Source organism: Actinokineospora spheciospongiae (assembly GCF_003182415.1).
GTDB lineage: Bacteria > Actinomycetota > Actinomycetes > Mycobacteriales > Pseudonocardiaceae > Actinokineospora > Actinokineospora spheciospongiae.
Genome location: NZ_QHCP01000001.1, coordinates 468,865 through 489,091, shown reverse-complemented (window position 1 = coordinate 489,091; position 20,227 = coordinate 468,865). Strand labels below are relative to the sequence as shown.

Here is a 20,227-nt window from a genome sequence, read left to right as displayed (position 1 = left end):
CTCCCGAGATGACCGACAGCGTGCTGACCGTCGACGGCCTGACCGTCGACTTCGGACCCACCCCGGCGGTGCGGGGGGTGGGGTTCCGGATCGACCCGGGCGAGGTGGTGGCCCTGGTGGGCGAGTCCGGGTCGGGGAAGTCGGTGACCGCGCGTGCCGTGCTGGGCCTGCTGCCCGGCACGGCCACCGTCCGGGGCAGCGCCCGCCTGGGCGAGCGGGAGCTGATCGGCGCACCAGAGCCGACCCTGCGCCAGGTCCGGGGCCGGGAGGTGTCCATGGTCTTCCAGGACCCGGCGACGGCGCTGAACCCGGTGTTCACCATCGGCAGGCAGCTACGCACCACCCTGCGCGCCCACCGCCGCCTCACCCGCGCCCAGGCCGACGCCGAGGCGGTGCGCCTGCTGGACCTGGTCGGCATCCCCGACCCGGCCGCGCGCACCCGCCACTACCCGCACCAGCTCTCCGGCGGCCAGCGCCAACGCGTGGTCATCGCCATCGCCCTGGCCAACGACCCGCGCCTGATCATCGCCGACGAGCCCACGACCGCACTGGACGTCACGGTCCAGGCGGAAATCCTGGCCCTGCTCCGCGACCTGCGCGACCGCCTGGGCACGGCCATCCTCCTGATCACCCACAACATGGGCGTCGTCGCCGAACTCGCCGACCGGGTCGTCGTCCTGCGCGACGGCCTGGTCGAGGAGGACGCCCCCGTGCACCGGCTGTTCAGCGCACCGGCCCGCCCGTACACGCGCCTGCTGCTGGACTCCGTCCCCCGCCTGGGCCACCGCCCACCGGCCACCCCGGTCACCACCGACACCGACGCCCTGCGCCTCACCGACCTGGTCGTCACCTACCCCGGCGGCCGGGGCCGCCCGGATTTCCGCGCCGTCGACGGTGTGACCCTGCGGGTCGGCCGGGGCGAGGTGGTCGGCCTGGTCGGCGAGTCCGGGTCGGGCAAGTCCACCATCGGCCGGGTCGCCGCGGGCCTGCTGCGCCCCACCTCGGGCTCGGCCCGACTGCTCGACGAACCGCTGGAAAAGCTGTCCCGGCGCGACCTGCGCGCCGCCCGCGCCCGCCTCGGTTTCGCCTTCCAGGACCCGGGCAGCTCCCTCGACCCCCTGCTGACGGTCGCCGAGTGCATCGCCGAACCCCTCCGCATCCACGGCGTGGACGGCGCCACCCACCGCATCCCGGAACTCCTCGACGCGGTCCGCCTCCCCGCCACCCACGCCACCCGCAAACCCACCGAACTCTCCGGCGGCCAACGCCAGCGCGTCGGCCTGGCCCGAGCCCTCGCCCTGCACCCGGACCTGCTGGTCGCCGACGAACCCACCAGCGCCCTCGACGTCTCGGTGCAGGCGGCGATCCTGGAACTGCTGGCGGACCTGCAACGGGACCTCGGCTTCGCCTGCCTGTTCATCAGCCACGACCTGGCCGTGGTGGATTCCCTGGCCCACCGGGTGGTCGTGCTGCGGGCGGGGAAGGTCGAAGAGGAAGGCCCGCACGACGAAGTGCTCCGCAACCCCAGGGCCGACTACACCCGCCGCTTGGTGGCCGCCGTCCCCGTCCCCACCCCACCCCTCACCGCCGCCTCGACGCACTGATCCGGGGCAGCACGGAAGTGATCACCCGATCGAGCGGTTTCCCCGTGCGCCGCCCGGTCGTTGGACGGGTGCAGTTCCTACGACGTGAGGACACGGGATGCGAAGGTTCGGTGCCGCGGTGGCCGCCGTGCTGGTGGTGGCGGGTGGTGCCCCGGCGGGCGCCGTGGACGGCACCCTGCCCGGTGGGATCGGGATCGCGGTGGACATCGAGGCACCGCTGCCGGACACGGTGATCCCCAAGGGCAGCACCACGGTCGTCGGCACGGCGTCGGTGGGCACGGGCGCGGTGCCGCCCACGACGTCGGTGACCTACGTGCTGGACGGGTCGGGCAGCCTGACCGACGCCGGGTTCGCCCAGGAGAAGGCCGCCGTCGAGCGGTTCCACCGGGAGTACGCGCTGAACCCCGCCTACGGGATCGGCAGCGTCGGCCTGGCCACCTTCGCCACCGACGGGCGCAGCATCGACGTGGACTCGGCGCCGGGGACCCAGCTCGCCGTCGCGCCCGCCGCCGACAACGACGGCAGCGGCACCCCGGACTTCCTCGAAGCGCTGGGCGCCATGCCCTACCTCGACGGCAGCACGAACTTCATCGCCGGGCTGCAACGGGCGGCGGAGGTGTCGGCGGCGACCACGGGCACGCGCAAGCTGGTGCTGTTCCTGTCCGACGGCAGGCACAACGTGGGCACCGGCGGTGAGGCCGAACGCATGTTGGCCGACCTGCCGGAAGCGGTCGACATCCACACCTTCGGGTTCGGTCCCGACGCCTCGTGCCAGGGCGGGTCGGTGTCCCTGGAGCGGATCGCGCTGGCCACCGGCGGCACCTGCTCGATGTCGGGGTTCGCCGACCTGGGCGAGGCGCTGTCGCGGCTGCTGGCCTCGGAGCTGCACCACCTGACGCTGACCGTGGACGGCGGCCCGGAGCTGCCGATCACCGACATCACCCCCGCCCTGCCCCAGCCGGGGCCGAAGCAGGTCCGCTACACCGTGCGGACGCCGCCGCTGGACGTGGGAAACCACCCGCTGTGCGTCACCGCCCACGGCAGCGACTACGCCGGGCCGGGGAAGGTCACCGACTGCACCAACGTGATCATCCTCGCCCCCACCACCACCCCCGGCCCCACCACGACCGCGAGCCCACCCGCCGCCGCTCCCCCGACCAGCGCCACCAGCCCCGGTGCCCCGCCGCCCGCAGCGGCACTGCCCGGCAACAGCCAGGTCAGCGCCATCCCGCGCGGCGGTGTGGCCACCGGCGGCGGGACGGTGGCCCCGTGATGGCCCGCGGCCGGGTGCTCGTCGGGGCGCTGGTGGGCGCGCTCGTCGCGGGCCTGCTCACCGCGGGTCTGCTGTGGTCCCCGGACGTCATCGGCGGCCACCCCGTCGGCCGGACCACCGCCACGCCACCGGCGGTGTCCGCCGCCGCGCCCGTCGAGGTGCGCATCCCCGCCCTCGGCGCCCGGTCCAGCCTCATCCCCCTGGGCCTCAACCCCGACGGCACCGCCGAGGTCCCCTCCCTCGACCGCCCCGCGCAGGCGGGTTGGTACAGGCACGGTCCCGTCCCCGGCGACCCCGGTCCCGCCGTGCTGCTCGGCCACGTCGACGGCCACGGCGTGCCGGGGATCTTCCACGACCTGGCCACCCTCACCCCGGGCGACCGCGTCGAGGTCACCCGGCATGACCGGAGCACGGCCGCCTTCACCGTCCGCCGGGTCGACCGCGTCGCCAAGACCGACTTCCCCACCGAGGCCGTCTACGGGGAGACCGGCAACCCGCAACTGCGCCTGATCACCTGCGGCGGCGCCTTCGACCGGGCCACCGGCAACTACGCGGACAACGTCATCGTCTACGCCGACCTCGCCTGAGCCGGGAGCGGTCCAGACCCGGCGCAGCGGTGCGAGCACGTCGGTCAGGGTGTGGGCGTGCTCGTACAGGCCCAGCCGGGGCACGCGGGGCTCGTCGAACAGGGGCAGGTCGTAGTCGGTGAGGTCGACGACCTCGAAGTCCGCGTCCCGCGCGCCCTGACCACCTTCTCGACCTGGGGTCCGAGGCGCCCATACCGCTCGCCGGGGCCACCACCGACGTGGGTGGTCGCTGCGCCCGTCAGTCCCGGTTCTCGCTGTCGTGCAGCAGGGCGCGGAGCAGACCTTCGAGCTGTCCGCGCTGGGCGGCCGTCATGGCGGAGAGCAGGCGTTCCTCGTTGGCGACGTGGTCGCGCAGGGCGGCGTCGACGACCTCGCGGCCCCGCCGCGTGAGCGCGACGCGGATCGTGCGGCGGCTGCGCGGGTCCGCCTCGCGGGTGATGAGGTCCTTGGCCAGGAGTCGGTCGAGCCTGTTCGTGATCGCGCCGGAGGTGACCATGGCGCTGTCGGCGAGCTGCCCCGCCGTCAGGCCGTGCCCGTCGACGTCCGCGCGCAGCAGGGTCGCGAGGAGGTCGAACTCCCCCGGGTGCAGGCCGTGCCGGGTGAAGACCTCCTGCAACTCGCGCTCGAACCGGCGGGTGAGCCGGGAGAGCCTGCCCAGCACACCCATCGCGCTGACGTCGAGGTCGGGACGCGCCCGCGCCCACTGGGCGATGACGCGGTCGACGCTGTCCTCCACCACACACCTCTCAACGTTGAACTGTTTGACGTGGGCGAGGCTATCACCGTATGGTCCTCAGCGTTAAACAGTTCAACGTTAAGGAGTTCTCGTGGACCGGTTCCGGATCACGTTGCTCACCGCGATCGCACCCGCGGTGTGGGGAACGACGTACGTCGTGACGACCGAACTGCTGCCACCCGGGCACCCGCTGTTCGCCTCGCTGGTGCGGGCCGGGCCCGCGGGGCTGATCGCGATCGCGTTGACCCGCGCGCTGCCCACGGGTTCCTGGTGGTGGAAGTCCGCCGTGCTGGGCGTGCTGAACATCGGGGCCTTCTTCCCGCTGCTGTTCGTCGCCGCCCTGCACCTGCCCGGCGGCGTGGCCGCCACGCTCGGGGCCGCGCAACCGCTCGTCGTCGCCGTCCTCGTCGTGGTCGTGCTGCGCGAGCCGTTCTCCGCGTGGCGCCTGTCCTGGGGGCTCGTCGGGATCACCGGTGTCGCCCTGGTCGTCTTGCGCTCCACCGCGGCGCTCGACGCGGTGGGCGTGGTCGCCGGGCTGCTGAGCGCGGTGTCCATGGGGGTCGGCGTCACCCTCACCAAGAAGTGGGGCAGGCCCACCGGGGTACCCGCGATGGGCCTGGCCGGGTGGCAACTGACAGCCGGAGGTCTACTCCTCCTGCCCACCGCGCTGCTCGTCGAGGGCGTCCCCCCGGCCGTCGACAGCACAGCGCTGGCGGGCTACGCCTGGCTCGGGCTCATCGGCGGGCTACTCGCCTACACCCTGTGGTTCAGCGGCATCGCCCACCTGCCGGTCGCGTCGGTCGCCGTGCTGGGACTGCTCTCACCCCTGGTCGCCGCGACCCTGGGAGCAGTCCTGTTGGGCCAGACCCTCGGCGCGGTGCAGGTGGTCGGGTTCGCCCTCGCCCTGGCGGCGATCGCCGCGGGCCAGATCACCCCCGGCAGCGCGACACCCCCGGCCACGGACACCGACCACATCGCGGTGTCCACCGCACAGACAGGGAGAGCACGATGAGGATCGCCGTTGTCGGGGCAACAGGGATGGCGGGCTCCCGCATCGCCGCCGAAGCGGTCCGGCGCGGGCACACCGTCTCCGGGTTCTCGCGATCAGGCGGGCGTGGCGGAGCGGTCGAGGGGGTCACGCCGGTCACCGCCGACGCGACCGACCCGGGAGCCATGGCCCGCGTGGCGGCCCGGCACGACGTCATCGTGCTCGCCACCAGGCAGGCCCCCGGGGCGGAGGACGACGTCACCTCGCCGGTGACCACCGTCCTCGACGCGGCCCTGGGCTTCGGGCGCCGGGTCGTGGTGATCGGCGGCGCGGGCCCACTCCGCAGCCCCGACTCGGACCGACTCGTGGTCGACGACCCGCGCTTCGTCCCCCCGCGGTGGCGGACCACCGCGCAGGCCAGCGTCGACCAGTTCAACGCCTGCCTGGCCCACCCCGCGAACTGGACCTACCTGAGCCCGCCCGCGCTGTTCGAACCCGGCGAGCGCACGGGCGCGTACCGGCGCGGCGGGAACCGAATCCTGGTCGACACCAACGGGACATCGCAGATCTCAGCCGACGACCTCGCCGTGGCCGCCCTCGACGAGATCGAGGACCCCGAGCCCGGGCTGCGCCACTTCACCGTCGCGCGGTGGACGCCGCCGTGATCACTCCTGTTCGGACTCCGGCTGACGGCCGGTCGCGGCGGCGAGCCCGGCGTAGTGGGCCTTCATGGACGGGTAGTAGTCGTCGAAGTCCGGCGCGGGCGACCCGTCGCGGGAGGCGGTGAGCAAGTCCAGGTAGTACTCCCAGCCCGGGCCGACGTCACCGATCGAGTCCTCGTTGTCCAGGTGGTGCACGAATCGCAGCTCGGTCGTCCCCCGGTGCTCCGACAGCAGCAGTTCCAGGCGCCAGGAGCCGAACTCGTCGACCGAGGAGACGGCCAGCCGCCGCGGCGGTTCGCAGGCTTCGATGCGCAGGTCGAACCAAGGCTTCTCGTCCTCGAACACCATCTGCACCTTGACCGTCCGCCCGGGCGCGCCCTCGCCCTCCCAGGGGCCGAACCAGCGCGCGGTCCGCTCGGGCTCGGTGATGCTCGCCCACACGTCCGCCACGGGGGCGCGGAAGGTGCGGGGCAGCACCAGGTCGCTTCCGACGGCGGTGCGGAGCAGTCTGCCGGTGGGCACGGGGCTCATGCTGTGTGTTCCTCTGCGTGTTCGGTGGCTCGGCGGGCGGCGCGCTCGCGCCGGGTCCGGTGGACTTCGGTCGCCAGGGCGTCGAGGCGCTGCTGCCAGCCGGAGGAACGCGCGAACTGGGCCAGCCAGTCGACGACCTCGGTGAACTTCTCCGGGTCGAGCACGTAGAACCGCTGCCTGCCGACGAGTTCGTCCCGGACCAGGCCGCTGTCGCGCAGCACGCGCAGGTGGCGGGACACGGCGGGCCTGCTGATCGGGAACCGCGCCGCGATCTCCCCCGCCGACAGCCGCTCGTGCCGCAGCATCACCAGGATGTCCCGGCGCACGGGGTCCGCTATCGCTCCGGCGACCTCATCCACGGTGGAAGCGTAACCCAGTGGTTACGCTTCCGCAAGCGGGTCCACGCCCGTCGGGTCACGCCGGACACCGGCGGTCCTCAGTGCGGAGGTCTCAGTGCGGAGGTCTCAGGGCAGAGGTCTCCGGGCGGATCGGCGGCGGGCGGTCAGCGGCACACCGCCGTGCGGCAGCGGTCCAGCGCCGAGGTCACGTCCTCGTCGTCGGGGGCGGATTCGGCGGCGACCACCAGGTCGGCGAGGGCGTTGTCCCAGCGGGCCGCCGCCTCGTGCAGCAGGGCGCGGTTGAAGCGGACAGCGGGGTCGTCGGGGGCGAGGGCCACCGCGCGGTCGAGGTCGGCCAGGGCGGCGGGGTTGTCGCCGAGCTCGTGGGCCGAGGCCGCCCGGCCGACCAGCGCGCCGAGCAGGTCCGGGTCCGCCGCGAGCGCCCGGTCGAACGCGGCCGTCGCCGCGGCGTGGGCGTCCTCCTCCGCCAGCACCTGGGCCACGACGAGGTGCAGGTGGGCGTTGTCGGGGTCGATCGCGAGGCCGTGTTCGGCGTCGGCGCGGGCGCGGGTCAGGTCACCGCGGTCGAGGTGGATGCCCGCGCGGTTGACCCGGGCGTCGACCATGTCCGGGTCGAGGTCGAGGACGTGGTCCAGGACGGCCAGGGCGGCGTCCACCTCGTCGAGGTCGAGCAGCAGCTCCGCCCGGTTGTACTGCGCCTCCGGGAACGGCGGCCCGAGGCGGATCGCGGTGTCGTAGTCGGCCAGCGCCTCGGCGTCGCGGCCGAGCGTGTGCAGCAGGTTGCCGCGGTCGATGTAGTGGTCGGGGTGGTTGGGGTCGGCGGCGATGACCTGGTCGAAGCACTCCAGGGCCTCGTCGGTGCGGCCGAGCTTGGCCAGTAGCTGGGCGCGGTTGTGCACGAGGACCGACCGGTGCAGGGCGTGCGTACCGGGTTCGATGGTGCGGTCGAGCCACGCGGCGCCCTCGGTGACCAGCCGCAGCGCCTCCTCCAGGTCGCCCAGGTGCATCTCCACCAGGGCCAGGCCGTTCTGGTGGAACACGGTGGAGAACACCTGGTTGTCGCCCTCGTCGGCGAGCAGCCGGGAGAACGCGATGGCCTGCTTGATCAACCCCTTGGCACGCAGGTGGTCGCGGCGCTCGCGGTGCCGGGTGTGGATCATGGCGCGGGCGTAGGCGGCCTGCATGTGCGCGCGCGGCAGGTCGGTGAGGGCGATCAGTTCGTCGTAGATCGCCTCGGCTTCCTCGGCGCGGCGCAGCATCAGCAGCGAGGTGGTCATCTTGGTGCTGAACACCCACCACTGCCCGAAGGACTCGGCCGGGTCGAGCAGCGCCCGGCCGCGCAGTCCGAAGTCGACGGTGGCGTGGTAGAAGCCCATGTCCACGCAGTGGTTTATGGCCTCGTCCAGGGCTTTGAGCCCGGCGCCGCGCGGGTCGGTGCCGCGTTCGCGGTGCAGCGGCACGGCGCCCAGCGCGTGCGTGGGCTCGCCACCGGCGGTGAGGGCGTCGGCGCGGCGGTCGTGCAGCTCGGCGCGGACGTGCTCGGGCAGCCGGTGGTAGGCCGCGACCAGTTCCGGCAGGTCCACCGCGCAGTCCCCGTCGACGTAGCGGGTGGCGGCGGCGAGGTCGTCCAGGCCGGAGGGGGCGGGCGGCGGGGCGGGCACGGGGATCTCGTCGGCGTGCTCGCGCAGGACCCCGGTCAGCGGCCCGCCCGGGTCCTCGCCGCTGTCGCAGACCACGACGGTGAGCAGCGCCGGGTCGGTGCGGCGCACGAGGGCGGCGAGGAACTCCAGGTCGGTGTGGTCGGCGTCGACCACCCGCACCACGAGCGAGCGCGGCCCGCCGCCCAGTTCGCGCAGCCGGGCGTGGACGAACTCCACGACGCCGTGCCCGAGGCGCTGGGTCCGCACACCGGAGTAGAAGCGGGTGCGCTCGGCGGGAACCGCCAGCGAGGTCAGGGTTTCGCGCGGCAGGTCGACCGCGGCGCGCAGTTCGGGCGCGGTCGAGAGCAGTTCGACCTGGTGGCGCTCGACCAGCGCGGCCGAGGCGCCGGGGGCCAGCGCGCGCACCAGTTGCCCGGTGGCGGTGAACGGGCCGCGCAGCCGCCTGCACGCGTCCAGCGGGGCGACCACGGCTCCGGGCAGCGGCGCGGGCAGGCCGTCGGCGAGCAGGCCGGGGAGTTCGGCGGGGTCGATCGTCCGGGGGAACCGGACCCACAGGTGTCGGGACATGGGTGCCTCCAGGGCGGGTCAGGCGGAGCGCTCGCGGCGGGCGAGGACCCCGGCGAGGACGAACTGGCCGAAGGTGAGCACGAGGAACGCGACGGCGTCGGCCAGGCCCAGCGCGCTGGGCTCGTGGGCCACGCGGTCGACGACGATGTCCACGGTGAGCAGCACCGCGGGCACGATGGCGAGGGCCACACTGGCCAGCACGAACGCGTAACCGGCGAGCAGGAACCACATGTACCAGCGGGCGACCTCCCGGTCGCGCGGGTGCCAGTCGGACTCGTCGACCGGGCGCGCGGGCCCGCGCAGCAGCCGGGCGAACCGGGCGCGCAGCATGGCGAAGGCGACCGTTTGCAGGTCGAGGCAGCCCAGCGCGGTGCACACCAGGTAGTACAGGTCGGTGCGCAGGAAGAAGTAGAACTGCCACACCAGCCGCATGAGCGTGAAGAACGCCAACGACAGGCACACCCGCCCGACGAACCCGGCGTCCCCGCCGATCGGGTCGCGCAGCGCGGCGGCCACCAGGGTCAGCCCGGCGACGCACACCGCGTCCGCGACCAACCCGGCGAGGATCGGCAGGTACCGCTGCCTGCGCGGCACCGCGACCAACCCGTCCAGGGAGGTCTCGAAGACCACGAAGATCAGCCTGCGCCCCACCCGCAGCGACGAGGGAATGCCCAACCGCCGACCGGCGAGCGCGTGGAACGATTCGTGCACCAGGATCAACGGGATCTGCCCCAGCAGGGCCAACAACAGCACCGCCACCAGCGACGGCGTGAAGAACACGTGCGAATAGCTCGGCGCCACCTCCGGAACGGCGACCATCACCACGATTCCGGCAATGACGACCGCCGAATAGAGCAACCAGGCGACCGGGGAGAACAATGCCACCCCCAACCGCCGCCACCGCACCGGCGCGACCTCGGCGGCGGTCTCCCCGTCGCGCACGATCATACCGAATTCGTCGAGCACCTCCAGGAATTCGGCGAGGTCGACGCCCTCCCCGTATTCGCGTTCGTACCAGGCGACCGCCTCGCCGAGCGGGGCGCCGCCCGCGAGCCGGGCCAGCAGCGCCGCCCCGTCCGCGGGGAACACGCCGAACTCGCCGGTGTCGGCCCGGCCGATGGTCACCTCGTCGTCGGCCCCGTCCTCGGCGTGGAAGGTCAGCGGGTGCAGCGGCAGGGGGCTGTCCAGGTCGAACGCGGTGGACGTCATGGGAACCTCACGGGGCCGGGGTTCCCCGGGCCGGGCGGCCCGGGGAACCCGTGGGATCGGGTCACGTGGTCCCCGGGGGGACCGGCGCCCCTAGACGGGCCAGCAGAGCGGGGTCGCGTAGATCGCCGCCGAGGTGGTCAGCCGGACGGTGCCCGCCTTGCGAACCTTGATCTTCTTCATCGTCGCCTCCAGACGTGGGAGAGGAACCGCCCGGGCGGACAGGGAGCCCCGAGCGGACAATGGTGAATGGAATGGAATCGCACACCCCGACGAGTGAATTCGAAAAATCCCCTGAATTCGCCCGCCGTGATCGGGATGCGTTCCGCATAACCGCTTGCAAGGGACAACAATCAACCACCGGTCCCTTTGGGTCAATGGACCACCCGGGTGACCGGATACGCCGGTCGAGTACACCGGGATTCGAGGTCGTGCGATCACTCCGAACGGCGCATTGCCCCACCACCGACGACCGGTTAGGTTCGCGCCAACCCCATTCTCAGCCCCGCAGGCCGAGGGGGTCGAGGTGTTCGGGCGTGGCGTCGTCGGCCGTGGTGAACTCGGACAGGGCGCGCCACCGCTCGTCCTCGGCGAGCAGGGAGCGGCCCGCGGCGGTCGCGTAGGTGTGGGCGTCGACGCCGACGAGCAGGCGCAGCGGCGGCTCGTCGAGGTCGACCAGGTCGAGGACCGACCGGGCGACCTTGGCGGGGTCGCCGGCGCCGGTCGCGCCCGACGCGTGCACGGCGGCCGTCCGACCGACGGTCCCGGCGTACTCCGGCCGGATCGCGGCGGTCCGCATGGACGCCCCCGCCCAGTCGGTGCGCATCCCGCCCGGCTCCACGACGGTCACCCCGATGCCCAGCGGCGCCACTTCCCGCGCGAGCACGGACACCGACACCGGGACCAGGCGCCAGGTCGTGGTCGACGCCGTGGCCGCCCTCCTGACCTGAGCGGGCGCGTCAGGACAGGTAGGCCCCGATCCGCTTGAGCCACTGCTCGCAGTTCCCGCACGCCGCCCGCGCCTTCCACTTGCGCTGACCGGCATCCCACGTCCGCGCGTGGCTGAACACCCCACCGACCGGGATGTCCGCAACCGAGTTCACGGCGTGCGCGACGAGGTACTGGTTCATGGCGTCGACCTCACCGCACACGTGGGTCTCCCACGCCTCGACCTGGTTGACGCCGTCGAGCAGGTCCCACATCACCCGGTGCACCGCACCGTGACCGCTGGTGCCGACCCAGGAACCCCCGGCACCGTCGGCCATCCCCGCGATCACCGTGCCCACCACGCTGTCCGGCCCGTTCGCGTGCCGCTTGGTCTCGTCGAGGGCGATCGCCTGCGTGGTCTGCTTGGTGGCCTCCAACCACGCGACCCACCGCTGCTCGACCACCACCTCCGCCGCGAACTTCGCCACGGGACCCTGCAGGTCGGCGAAGAACCCCCAGGAATCACCACCCGGGTAGTCCTTCCACCCGGCGAACGCGACCAGCGCCTGCCGGGCAGCCCCCAGGTCCCGCCCAGCCGCAACGCTCACCCGCGCGAACTGCTGCTCGACCGCCTCCAACTTCTCCTTCTCCGAACTGAGCTTCCGCGCCTTCCCCAACCCCTGCGCCGCCGTGCGCCCCGCCTCGGCCCAGGTCTTGACGTCCACGGCGGTGGTGAGCAGGTTCGGGTCACCGGCGGGGTCGAACAGGTCCGCCGGGGTGAACACGGTCTTCAGCTTCTCGCGCACGGCGGGCTTGATGTCGTCATAGGACTTCGGCTTCGGGTGGGCACTCGTCATCGGGGACTCCGGTCGATGGGGTGTGCTGTGGCGCGCTCCCCCGAACGCCCGGCCAACCGCCGCGCAGCCCGACAATCGTACGCCGCACGCCCGCTCGCGGGAAGATCATTGCTGGATCTGCTCCCCGAAGCGCGCCACTCGGCATTCACAGGCCAACACGGGTGGGAGACAGACGGTGATCAACCCACCACGCAGTTTCGAATCCCCGCCGGAAGTGATGCTAGATTTGCCTCCGGGCACCGAAACCGCAGGTCAAGAAGTGGTCCTCCCCGCGCGAGCGGGGCTGTTCCCGCGGCGGAAAGTCGTTGTCCTATCGGCAGATGGTCCTCCCCGCGCGAGCGGGGCTGTTCCCGGTCACTGGAGTTCGTCGATCTTCGGCTGCCTGGCCCATCGTTCGGGCGGAAAGGGCGCTCAGCTCCAGGCGACTCTGCTGTGCGACCTGCCCGGCCCAGCCCGGGAGCGGGGCTCACCAGGAGCGGGCGCCGAGGTTGCGGGAGACGGATCGGGCGGCGTCGCGGACGGTGGCGATGAGGTCGGGGCGGGGGGTGCGGTCCGGGGCGCAGACGCGTTCGATGGCGCCGGAGATGCCGATGGCGCCGACGACCACTCCCCGGTCGTCGTGGATGGGGGCGGCGATGCCTGCTTCGCCGGGGACCAGTTCTTCGACGTCGGCGGACCAGTTCTGGGTGCGGACGCGCTTGAGGTCCTGGAGGACGGCTCGGCGGGTGGTGTGGGTGTGCGGGGTGACCGGGGTCAGTTCCAGGTCGTCGAGGATGGCGTCGCCTTCCAGGGCGAAGGCGAGGAGGACCTTGCCGAGGGCGCTGGCGTGCGGGGGCAGGAGGGCGCCGACCTCCAGGACCTGGAGGCTGTCGTCCGGGCGGAAGACGTGGTGCACGACCAGGACCTTGCCCTCGTGCAGGGAGCCGATGCGCACGCTCTCACCGGAGCGGGTGGCCAGGGAGTCCGACCAGTTGAGCGCGCGGGTGCGCAGTTCGTTGAGGTCCAGGTAGCTGTTGCCCAGGTGCAGCAGGGTGGCGCCGAGGCGGTACTTGCCGCCGGAGCGGTCCTGTTCGACGAAACCCACGTGCTGCAACGTGCGCAGGATGCCGTGCACGGTGCCCTTGGGCAGCTTCATGGCCTGCGCGAGTTCGACCACGCCGAGCCTGCGGGAGCCGGAGGCCAGCAACCGCAGGATGGCGGCGGCGCGCTCGACGGACTGGATTCTCTCTGGCACGCGCACACCATACCCGGCACCACGTTCGACGATACCGAACGACACAGCCGATCAAGCGCGATTCCGGCGGGCTGCCCGCCCCGCGAAACCCGGCGGCAGGCGGCAACCGCCGGTCACCGCCCGGCAGCCGCCTCGGCGAAGGCCGTGCCGACGGCTTCCAGCGCGGCGGGGAGGCCGGAGGTCCAGTAGTCCCACTCGTGCGCGCCCTCCCGCGCCATGAACCGGTGTGGCACCGCTTTCGCCGTCAGCGCCAGGTGCAGGTCGGCGTTGCCCTCGAAGAAACCGTCGTACGAGCCGCAGTCCAGGAAGTACGCGGTGCGCGACAGCGCCTCGGCGGGGGTGCGGGTGATCGTGTCGAGCAGGTTCCACTGCCGGTAGCGGTCGTTCAGCCGAGCCTGCCCGACCAGACCGGCGCCCCACGCCCTGGCGTAGCGCCAGTCGAATTCCGCCTGCGGCAGCGCGGTGATCTGCGCATCCGTGCGGTGTCCGACGCTGAGGCCGAAGGCCGCGCTGAACAGGCCGGGGTTGCCGAACGCGAAGGACAGCGCCCCGAAGCCGCCCATGGACTCGCCGCCGATGGCCCGGCGGGCGGCCGAGCCGCCCGCGCCGTGCCGCGCCTCCACCCCGGGCAGCAGTTCGCGCACCACCATCTCCGCGTACCGGAAGGACCCGTCGGCGTCGTCCATGTAGTACGTCTGCGCCTGTTCGGTGAGGGGTCGGGTCGGGTCGCGGCGGGCGTCGGGCATCACCACGACCGTCGGGGGGAGGGTGCCCGAGGCGATGGCGCGGTCGGCGATCGGGCCGAGGCCCAGGCCCGGCCACTCGGTGTCGTCGCCGATCAGGCCGTGCAGCAGGTACAGCACCGGGTGGCGCCTGCCGGGGCGGTGGCCGGGGGGCAGGTAGAGGGAGTAGCGGACGTCTTGGCCCAGGATGCGGCTGCGCAGCCGCAGTCCTTCCTCGACCCGACCCGCGGGCACCGGACGCGCCGGGGTCGCCGTCGCGGCGGTGGACCCCAGCAGGGTCGTCGCCACGGCGGTGGTGGTCGTGGCCAGCATCGCTCGTCGGTTCACCGGGGCCTCCGCGTGGGGTGGGGATGACGGCGACGGTAGCGAATTCGACCATGCCGAACAAGCAGCCGAATGGGTCGGCGATGTCGAACCCGGCCGCATGACCGCGAGTACGTAGAAACCTACGTATTCCTGCGGATACCCCCGCTCCGGGGACGCGCACAGACTGGCCGCGACCCCCGGGGCGGCTCGACGCGGAGCCGGAGACCGTCCCGTCCCGACCCCGGAAAGGGACACCCGTGAGCGATCCCCGGTACGTCGCCGCCATCGACCAGGGCACCACGTCGAGCCGGTGCATCGTCTTCGACGGCCGGGGCGGCATCGTGTCGCTGGCCCAGCGCGAGCACCGGCAGATCTTCCCCCGCCCCGGCTGGGTGGAGCACGACGCGGCCGAGATCTGGTCCACCGTGGAGCAGGTGGTGCTGGAGGCGCTGGAGGACGCGGGCCTGGCGCCGGGCGACCTGGCCGCCGTGGGCATCACCAACCAGCGCGAGACGACCGTGGTGTGGGACCGGGCCACCGGCCGCCCGGTGCACAACGCCATCACCTGGCAGGACACCCGCACCGCCGACCTGGTGTCCGAGCTGGCGGGCGCGGAGGGACCGGACCGGTTCCGGGACCGCTGCGGCCTGCCGCTGGCCACCTACTTCTCCGGTCCCAAGCTGGTGTGGCTGCTGCGCGAGGTGCCCGGCCTGGCCGAGCGGGCGGCCCGCGGCGAGGTGCTGTTCGGCACCGTCGACAGTTGGCTGATCTGGAACCTGACCGGCGGGGTGGACGGCGGGGTGCACGTCACCGACGTGACCAACGCCAGCCGCACCATGCTGATGGACCTCACCAAGCTCCAGTGGGACCAGGACACCCTCGACACCATGGGCGTCCCGGCGGCGGTGCTGCCGGAGATCAAACCCTCCTCGCACGTCTACGGCACCGCCCGGGGCGCGCTGGCGGGCGTGCCGGTGGCGGCGGCGCTGGGTGATCAGCACGCGGCGCTGTTCGGGCAGACCGCGTTCGACCGCGGCGACGTCAAGAGCACCTACGGCACCGGCAGCTTCCTCGTCCTCAACACCGGGGACACGCTGGTCCGCTCGGAGAACGGGCTGCTGACCACGGTCGCCTACCAGCTCGACGGCGTGCCCGCGACCTACGCGCTGGAGGGGTCGATCGCGGTGACCGGCGCGCTGGTGCAGTGGTTCCGCGACCGGCTGGGCCTGATCCACTCGGCGGCGGAGATCGAGACGCTGGCCAACACCGTGGCCGACAGCGGCGGCTGCTACATCGTGCCCGCGTTCTCCGGGCTGTTCGCCCCGCACTGGCGCGGCGAGGCCCGAGGGGTGATCACCGGGCTGACCGGCTACGTCGGCCGCGGCCACCTGGCCCGCGCGGCGCTGGAGGCCACCGCGTGGCAGACCAGGGAGGTGGTCGACGCGATGCGCGCGGACACCGGCATCGCGCTCACCGGCCTGCGGGTCGACGGCGGCATGACCGCCAACAACACCCTGATGCAACTGCTGGCCGACGCGCTGGCGGTCCCGGTGGCCCGCCCGACCGTGGCGGAGACGACCTGCCTGGGCGCGGCGTACGCGGCGGGGCTGGCGGTCGGCTACTGGCCCGACCTGGACAGCCTGCGCGGCAACTGGCACAAGGCCGCCGAGTGGACCCCCGGCCTGGACGCCGACCTGCGCGAGCGGCGGTTCCGCAAGTGGCGCAAGGCCGTCGAGCGCAGCCTGGACTGGATGGACGAGGATGACCTTGACTAGGAAGACATCGACCGGGACAACACCGTCGACCGAACACTCCCCCGCAGCGAGCCGGGCACCGGTCAGGCGGATCAGCCTGCTGTTCGTCGTCGGCTTGGCGCTGGTGCTGGTCGGCGGCGCGTTCGCCGCGGTGGTCAACACCGACTTCGGCCGGGTCAGCGTGACCGACACCCGGTTCACCGGTGAGGGCGGGCAGTCGCTCGGTGGGCTGCTCTACGTGCCGGACGGCGTCACCGCCGATTCCCCGGCGCCCGCCGTGCTCGCGGTGCACGGCTACGTCAACTCGCGGGAGACGATGTCCCCGGTCTCCATCGAACTGGCCCGGCGCGGGTACGTGGTGCTGGAGCTGGACCAGGCCGGGCACGGCACGTCGGCGGCCCCCGCGTTCGCGCACGGCTACGGCGGCCCGGCCGCGCTGCGCCACCTGCGCTCCCTGGACTTCGTCGACCGCGACAACGTCGGGCTGGTCGGGCACTCCATGGGTGGTTGGACGGTGTTGCAGGCCGCGGCGGCCGTGCCCGACGGCTACCGGTCGCTGGTGCTGATGTCGTCGGCGCCGTTCCCCGCCGGTCCGTCGACCGGGGGCGGTGCGGCGGCCACCCCGAAGGGGACGACGACGTTCCCGCGCAACACCGCCGTGGTCGTGTCCACGGTGGAGGAGTTCTCCGGCTCGATGTGGCAGTCGGCCAACCCTGTCGACATCAACGGCGCACCGAACATGGAGTCGCTGTTCGGCACGGACTCACCGGTCCGCGAGGGCACCGTCTACGGCGACGTGGGCGCCGGGACCGGGCGGGTGCTGCACCGGCCGTCCACTGTGCACGCCGGGGTCACCCACGACCCGGCCGCCGTGGGGCACGTGGTGGACTGGTTCGGCCGGACGCTGACCGGGGCGGGCTCGGCGGGCGGGCAGGTCTGGTGGCTCAAGGAGCTGGGCACGCTCGTGGCCATGGTCGGCGGCGTGCTGTCGGTCTTCGGCGTCGCCAAGACCCTGGCCCGGCGACCGGAGCGGCCCGCGGTCCCGGCCGCCACCGGGCGCGGCTGGTGGGTGGCGGCGCTCGCGGCGACGGCCATCCCGGCGATCACGTTCATCCCGGTGATGAAGTACGCGCCGAAGCTGTTTCCCCCCGGCGCCTGGTTCAGCCAGAGCGTGTCCAACTGGGTGTTGGCCTGGGCGCTGCTGAACGCGGTGATCACCGCCGTGGCGCTGGTCCCGTGGCTGGTGCGCGGGTGGGTGCCGCTGTCCGGGGTGCTGCCCGGGTCGTGGCGGGCGGCGGGGCGGGCGGTCGGGCTCGGAGCCGCGGCCGTGGGCACGATGCTCGGGCTGGTGTTGGCGTCGGACCTGCTGTTCAAGACCGACTTCCGGTTCTGGGTGCTGGCGTTCCGCGCGCCGACCGCCCCGCAACTGGTCACCGCGTTCTGCTACGCGCTGCCGCTGCTGGTGTTCTTCGTGGTCTTCTCCACGCTGCTCAACACCCAGTTGCGGGTGGGCGGGCGGCGCGGGTACTGGGCGGCGGCGCTGGTCCCGTCGGTGGGGCTGGCGGTGCTGGTGCTGGTGCAGTACTCGCGGTTCCCGTTCGGCGGGGAGCTGGTGTTCCCCGGCTACCAGTTGCACACGATCGTCGCCTACCAGGTGGTGGTGCTGCTGGCGGTGGCCGGGGTGCTGTGCGTGGCGCTGTTCCGGTGGACCGGGAGCGTGCTGCCCGGTGCTGTCGCCTCGGCGCTGTTGGCCGCGTGGTGCATGACCGCGGGGACGGCGACGCAGGCCGCGGTGGGTGAGTGGGGGCCGGTGCCCTGGGCGGTCCGGTTGGTCCTGCCGTTGCTGGCGGGGGTGGTGCTGCTCGTGGTCGCGGTCCGGTCGCGGCGCGGTGTGACCGGTTCGGACAGCACCTCGGGTGGTTCGGGGAGCGTTCCCGCCTGAGCGGTGGCCGTCCCGGGCCCACCGGGACGGCTACCATCGGGCGGCGTGGCACCGGATGAGGCTGCGCCGCCCCTGGCGAACACCAGTTTCGTCGGGCGCGGCCGGGAGGACGCGCGGGTCCGGGACGCGCTCGGCACCGGCAGGCTGACCACGCTCACCGGCCCCGGTGGTGTCGGCAAGACCAGGCTGGCCGGGCACGTGCTGGCCGGGTACCCCGGTGCGGCGGTGTTCGTCGGGCTGGCCGAGTTGCGCGATCCCGGGCTGCTGCCGAACCTGGTCGCCGATCGGTTGGGGCTGCACCACCGGCCGGGGGAAGCGGTCGAGGACACCGTGCTGGACCACCTTCGCGGGCGGGAGCTGCTGCTGGTCCTGGACAACTGCGAACACCTCGTCGAGGCGTGCGCGCGGTTCGCGCAGCGGGTCCTGGACAGGTGCCCGGGGGTGGTGGTGCTGGCCACCAGCAGGCAGTCGTTGGGGGTGGGTGGGGAGCGGGTGCTGCCGGTGCCGCCGTTGGCCGTGCCCGAGCGGGGGACGGTGCTCGCGGAGGCGGCCGGGTACGACGCGGTGGTGTTGTTCGTCGACCGGGTGCGGGCGGTCGTGCCGTCGTTCCGGTTGACCCCGGGCAACGTGGACGACGTGGTGCGGCTGTGCGCGCACCTGGACGGGGTGCCGCTGGCCGTGGAGTTGGCGGCGGCGCGGGTGCGGGCGCTGTCGCCGGGGCAGATCGCCGATCGGTTGGTGGCGGGCGGGTCGCCGTTGGGCAGTGGGCCGCGCACGGCTCCCGAGCGCCAGCGGACCCTGCGCGCCACCCTCGACTGGAGCCACGGGCTGTGCACGGCGGCGGAGCGGGCGGTGTGGCGGCGGCTGTCGGTGTTCGCGGGTTCCTTCGAGCTGGGGGCCGCCGAGTACGTGTGCGCCGGGCCCGGGGTGGGCGCGGACGACGTGCTCGGGTTGGTGGACGCCCTGCTGGACAAGTCGGTGCTGGTGCGCGACGACCGGCCGGGTGCGCCGACGGCCCGCTACCGGGTGCTGGAGGTGCTGCGCGAGTACGGGCAGGAGCGGTTGCGCGAGGCCGGGGAGCTGACCGAGGTGTCCCGCCGCCACCGGGACGCCTTCGACCGGCTCACCGCCGAGGCCGACGCCGCCTGGCTCGGCCCGGACCAGGTGCGGTGGGCGGACCGGCTGCACCGCGAGCAGGCCAACCTGCGCGCGGCCCTGCACTGGTCGCTGACCGAGCCAGGGGAGGCCGGGGCGGCCCTGGCCATGGCCGCCCGGGTCGACGAGCACTGGACGCTGCACGGCCGCAACGCCGAGGCGCGGATGTGGCTCGACCGCGCCCTGGCGGCGGCGCCCGCCCACCCCGCCCGGGCCAAGGCGCTCAGCGTCAGCGCCCTGTACGCGCTCTGGCAGTACGACGTCCCGGTCGCCTCTGCCCGCCTCGACGAGGCCGAGACCATCGCCGACGCGCCGGGACGCGCCCACGTCACCTACGTCCGGGCGCTCGGGGCGATGCTGCGCCGGGACTTCGCGGGCGCGGCCGACCTGGCCCGGCGGGCCGCCCGCGACGCCCCCGCCCGGCACCGACCGCACCCGCGCTGGATTCACGGCGTGTGCACCGCCGTCCTCGGTGACCTCGACACCGCGCGCACCCTGCTCGCCGACCTGGCCGCCGACGTGGTCGACCCGTACTACCTGGCCATGGCCCACTACGGCCAGGCGGTGGTCGAGGTCCTCTACGGCGACGCGGGCACCGCCGCCCGCGCGGCCAGGGCCGGGATCGCGGCGGACCTGCTGCTGGGCAACCGGTTCGGCACCGCCCACCAGGTGGAGGCCCTGGCCTGGGTGCACGCCCGCCAGGGCGAGCACGCCCACGCGGGCCTGCTCTTCGGCGCCGCCGCCACGCTGTGGGAGGCGGTGGGCACCTCCCCGGAGCAGGCGGGCTCACTGGCCGTGCCGCACTTCGACCACTGGGCGATGGCCCGCGACGGGCTCGGCCACGACCGGTTCGACCAGGCGGTGGCCACCGGTCGGGCCCTGTCCTTCGAGCAGGCGGTGCGCTGCGCGCTGGCCCCCGCCCCGACCCGCGACCGCTCCGGGCTGACGCGCCGGGAGCACGAGATCGCGGTGCTGGTGGCCGAGGGGCTGTCCAACCGGGACATCGCGGCGAGGCTGGTGATGTCCCCGCGCACGGCGGAGACGCACGTGCAGCACGTCCTGACCAAGCTGGGCTTCACCCGGCGCACCCAGATCGCCGCCTGGATCGCCGCCCGCGACCGGTGACCGGGCCGGG

Annotated in this window: 17 protein-coding genes; 8 read left to right on the top strand and 9 right to left on the bottom strand. The window is 73.5% G+C overall.

The annotated features are described in order from the left end of the window. Positions 1 to 8: 8 nt before the first annotated feature. From DFQ13_RS02060 to DFQ13_RS02050, 3 genes are all read left to right on the top strand, one after another. Positions 9 to 1,604 carry a dipeptide ABC transporter ATP-binding protein gene (locus DFQ13_RS02060; protein ID WP_110078593.1) on the top strand — a complete coding sequence of 532 codons (1,596 nt, stop codon included), beginning with the start codon at positions 9 to 11 and terminating at the stop codon, positions 1,602 to 1,604. Positions 1,605 to 1,701: 97 nt separating this feature from the next. Then, positions 1,702 to 2,877: a vWA domain-containing protein gene (locus DFQ13_RS02055; RefSeq protein WP_110078592.1), complete on the top strand. Its 1,176-nt coding sequence runs from the start codon at positions 1,702 to 1,704 to the stop codon at positions 2,875 to 2,877. Further along, positions 2,877 to 3,464: a class F sortase gene (locus DFQ13_RS02050; protein ID WP_110078591.1), complete on the top strand. Its 588-nt coding sequence runs from the start codon at positions 2,877 to 2,879 to the stop codon at positions 3,462 to 3,464. The genes DFQ13_RS02055 and DFQ13_RS02050 overlap by 1 nt, the downstream gene beginning before the upstream one ends. A gap of 238 nt (positions 3,465 to 3,702) precedes the next feature. On the opposite strand, the gene DFQ13_RS02045 is transcribed toward DFQ13_RS02050, so the two are convergent. Beyond that, entirely contained in the window at positions 3,703 to 4,200 is a 498-nt protein-coding gene (locus DFQ13_RS02045) for a MarR family winged helix-turn-helix transcriptional regulator (protein WP_181399797.1), read from the bottom strand. Positions 4,201 to 4,291: 91 nt separating this feature from the next. On the opposite strand from DFQ13_RS02045, the gene DFQ13_RS02040 reads away from it, so the two are divergent. Together DFQ13_RS02040 and DFQ13_RS02035 are read left to right on the top strand one after the other, a co-directional pair. Further along, positions 4,292 to 5,212, top strand: coding sequence for an EamA family transporter (locus tag DFQ13_RS02040; protein ID WP_110078590.1), 921 nt, complete (start codon positions 4,292 to 4,294; stop codon positions 5,210 to 5,212). Continuing rightward, positions 5,209 to 5,853 (top strand): NAD(P)-dependent oxidoreductase, encoded by a 645-nt coding sequence (locus DFQ13_RS02035; RefSeq protein WP_110078589.1) that lies wholly within the window; start codon positions 5,209 to 5,211, stop codon positions 5,851 to 5,853. The genes DFQ13_RS02040 and DFQ13_RS02035 overlap by 4 nt, the downstream gene beginning before the upstream one ends. Here the strand turns inward: DFQ13_RS02035 and DFQ13_RS02030 are convergent, their stop codons facing one another. The 8 genes from DFQ13_RS02030 to DFQ13_RS01995 form a co-directional block, all read right to left on the bottom strand. After that, positions 5,854 to 6,381, bottom strand: a complete 528-nt coding sequence (locus tag DFQ13_RS02030; protein ID WP_110078588.1) for an SRPBCC family protein — start codon at positions 6,379 to 6,381, stop codon at positions 5,854 to 5,856. Next, positions 6,378 to 6,740 carry a metalloregulator ArsR/SmtB family transcription factor gene (locus tag DFQ13_RS02025; protein WP_035279916.1) on the bottom strand — a complete coding sequence of 121 codons (363 nt, stop codon included), beginning with the start codon at positions 6,738 to 6,740 and terminating at the stop codon, positions 6,378 to 6,380. Before DFQ13_RS02025 ends, DFQ13_RS02030 begins: the two co-directional genes overlap by 4 nt. A 143-nt stretch (positions 6,741 to 6,883) precedes the next feature. Continuing rightward, positions 6,884 to 8,968 carry a tetratricopeptide repeat protein gene (locus DFQ13_RS02020; RefSeq protein ID WP_110078587.1) on the bottom strand — a complete coding sequence of 695 codons (2,085 nt, stop codon included), beginning with the start codon at positions 8,966 to 8,968 and terminating at the stop codon, positions 6,884 to 6,886. Between the two features lie 18 nt (positions 8,969 to 8,986). Next, entirely contained in the window at positions 8,987 to 10,177 is a 1,191-nt protein-coding gene (locus DFQ13_RS02015) for a hypothetical protein (protein ID WP_110078586.1), read from the bottom strand. A 496-nt stretch (positions 10,178 to 10,673) separates the two neighbouring features. Continuing rightward, positions 10,674 to 11,060 (bottom strand): Rossmann-fold NAD(P)-binding domain-containing protein, encoded by a 387-nt coding sequence (locus DFQ13_RS02010; protein WP_146241031.1) that lies wholly within the window; start codon positions 11,058 to 11,060, stop codon positions 10,674 to 10,676. Between the two features lie 73 nt (positions 11,061 to 11,133). Next, positions 11,134 to 11,958, bottom strand: coding sequence for a hypothetical protein (locus DFQ13_RS02005; RefSeq protein ID WP_035279920.1), 825 nt, complete (start codon positions 11,956 to 11,958; stop codon positions 11,134 to 11,136). A 466-nt stretch (positions 11,959 to 12,424) separates the two neighbouring features. Beyond that, positions 12,425 to 13,192 (bottom strand): IclR family transcriptional regulator, encoded by a 768-nt coding sequence (locus DFQ13_RS02000; protein ID WP_035279971.1) that lies wholly within the window; start codon positions 13,190 to 13,192, stop codon positions 12,425 to 12,427. Between the two features lie 113 nt (positions 13,193 to 13,305). After that, positions 13,306 to 14,262, bottom strand: coding sequence for an alpha/beta hydrolase (locus DFQ13_RS01995; RefSeq protein ID WP_181399796.1), 957 nt, complete (start codon positions 14,260 to 14,262; stop codon positions 13,306 to 13,308). Between the two features lie 236 nt (positions 14,263 to 14,498). Between DFQ13_RS01995 and glpK the strand changes: the two genes are divergently transcribed. The 3 genes from glpK to DFQ13_RS35460 are packed head-to-tail and all read left to right on the top strand — an operon-like array spanning position 14,499 to position 20,217. After that, complete coding sequence (gene glpK / locus DFQ13_RS01990; RefSeq protein WP_110078583.1) at positions 14,499 to 16,016, top strand: glycerol kinase GlpK; 1,518 nt, start codon at positions 14,499 to 14,501, stop codon at positions 16,014 to 16,016. Beyond that, complete coding sequence (locus DFQ13_RS01985) at positions 16,003 to 17,937, top strand: alpha/beta hydrolase family protein (protein ID WP_110078582.1); 1,935 nt, start codon at positions 16,003 to 16,005, stop codon at positions 17,935 to 17,937. Before glpK ends, DFQ13_RS01985 begins: the two co-directional genes overlap by 14 nt. Before the next feature lie 45 nt (positions 17,938 to 17,982). Continuing rightward, positions 17,983 to 20,217, top strand: a complete 2,235-nt coding sequence (locus tag DFQ13_RS35460; protein ID WP_110078581.1) for an ATP-binding protein — start codon at positions 17,983 to 17,985, stop codon at positions 20,215 to 20,217. Positions 20,218 to 20,227: the final 10 nt, after the last annotated feature.

Excerpts from the sequence above, each read along its gene's own strand:
- DFQ13_RS02060 (WP_110078593.1), top strand. The coding sequence starts at position 9 with ATGACCGACAGCGTGCTGACCGTCGACGGCCTGACCGTCGACTTCGGA.
- DFQ13_RS02055 (WP_110078592.1), top strand. The coding sequence starts at position 1,702 with ATGCGAAGGTTCGGTGCCGCGGTGGCCGCCGTGCTGGTGGTGGCGGGT.
- DFQ13_RS02050 (WP_110078591.1), top strand. The coding sequence starts at position 2,877 with ATGGCCCGCGGCCGGGTGCTCGTCGGGGCGCTGGTGGGCGCGCTCGTC.
- DFQ13_RS02035 (WP_110078589.1), top strand. The coding sequence starts at position 5,209 with ATGAGGATCGCCGTTGTCGGGGCAACAGGGATGGCGGGCTCCCGCATC.
- DFQ13_RS02030 (WP_110078588.1), bottom strand. The coding sequence starts at position 6,381 with ATGAGCCCCGTGCCCACCGGCAGACTGCTCCGCACCGCCGTCGGAAGC.
- DFQ13_RS02020 (WP_110078587.1), bottom strand. The coding sequence starts at position 8,968 with ATGTCCCGACACCTGTGGGTCCGGTTCCCCCGGACGATCGACCCCGCC.
- DFQ13_RS02015 (WP_110078586.1), bottom strand. The coding sequence starts at position 10,177 with ATGACGTCCACCGCGTTCGACCTGGACAGCCCCCTGCCGCTGCACCCG.
- DFQ13_RS02005 (WP_035279920.1), bottom strand. The coding sequence starts at position 11,958 with ATGACGAGTGCCCACCCGAAGCCGAAGTCCTATGACGACATCAAGCCC.
- DFQ13_RS01985 (WP_110078582.1), top strand. The coding sequence starts at position 16,003 with ATGACCTTGACTAGGAAGACATCGACCGGGACAACACCGTCGACCGAA.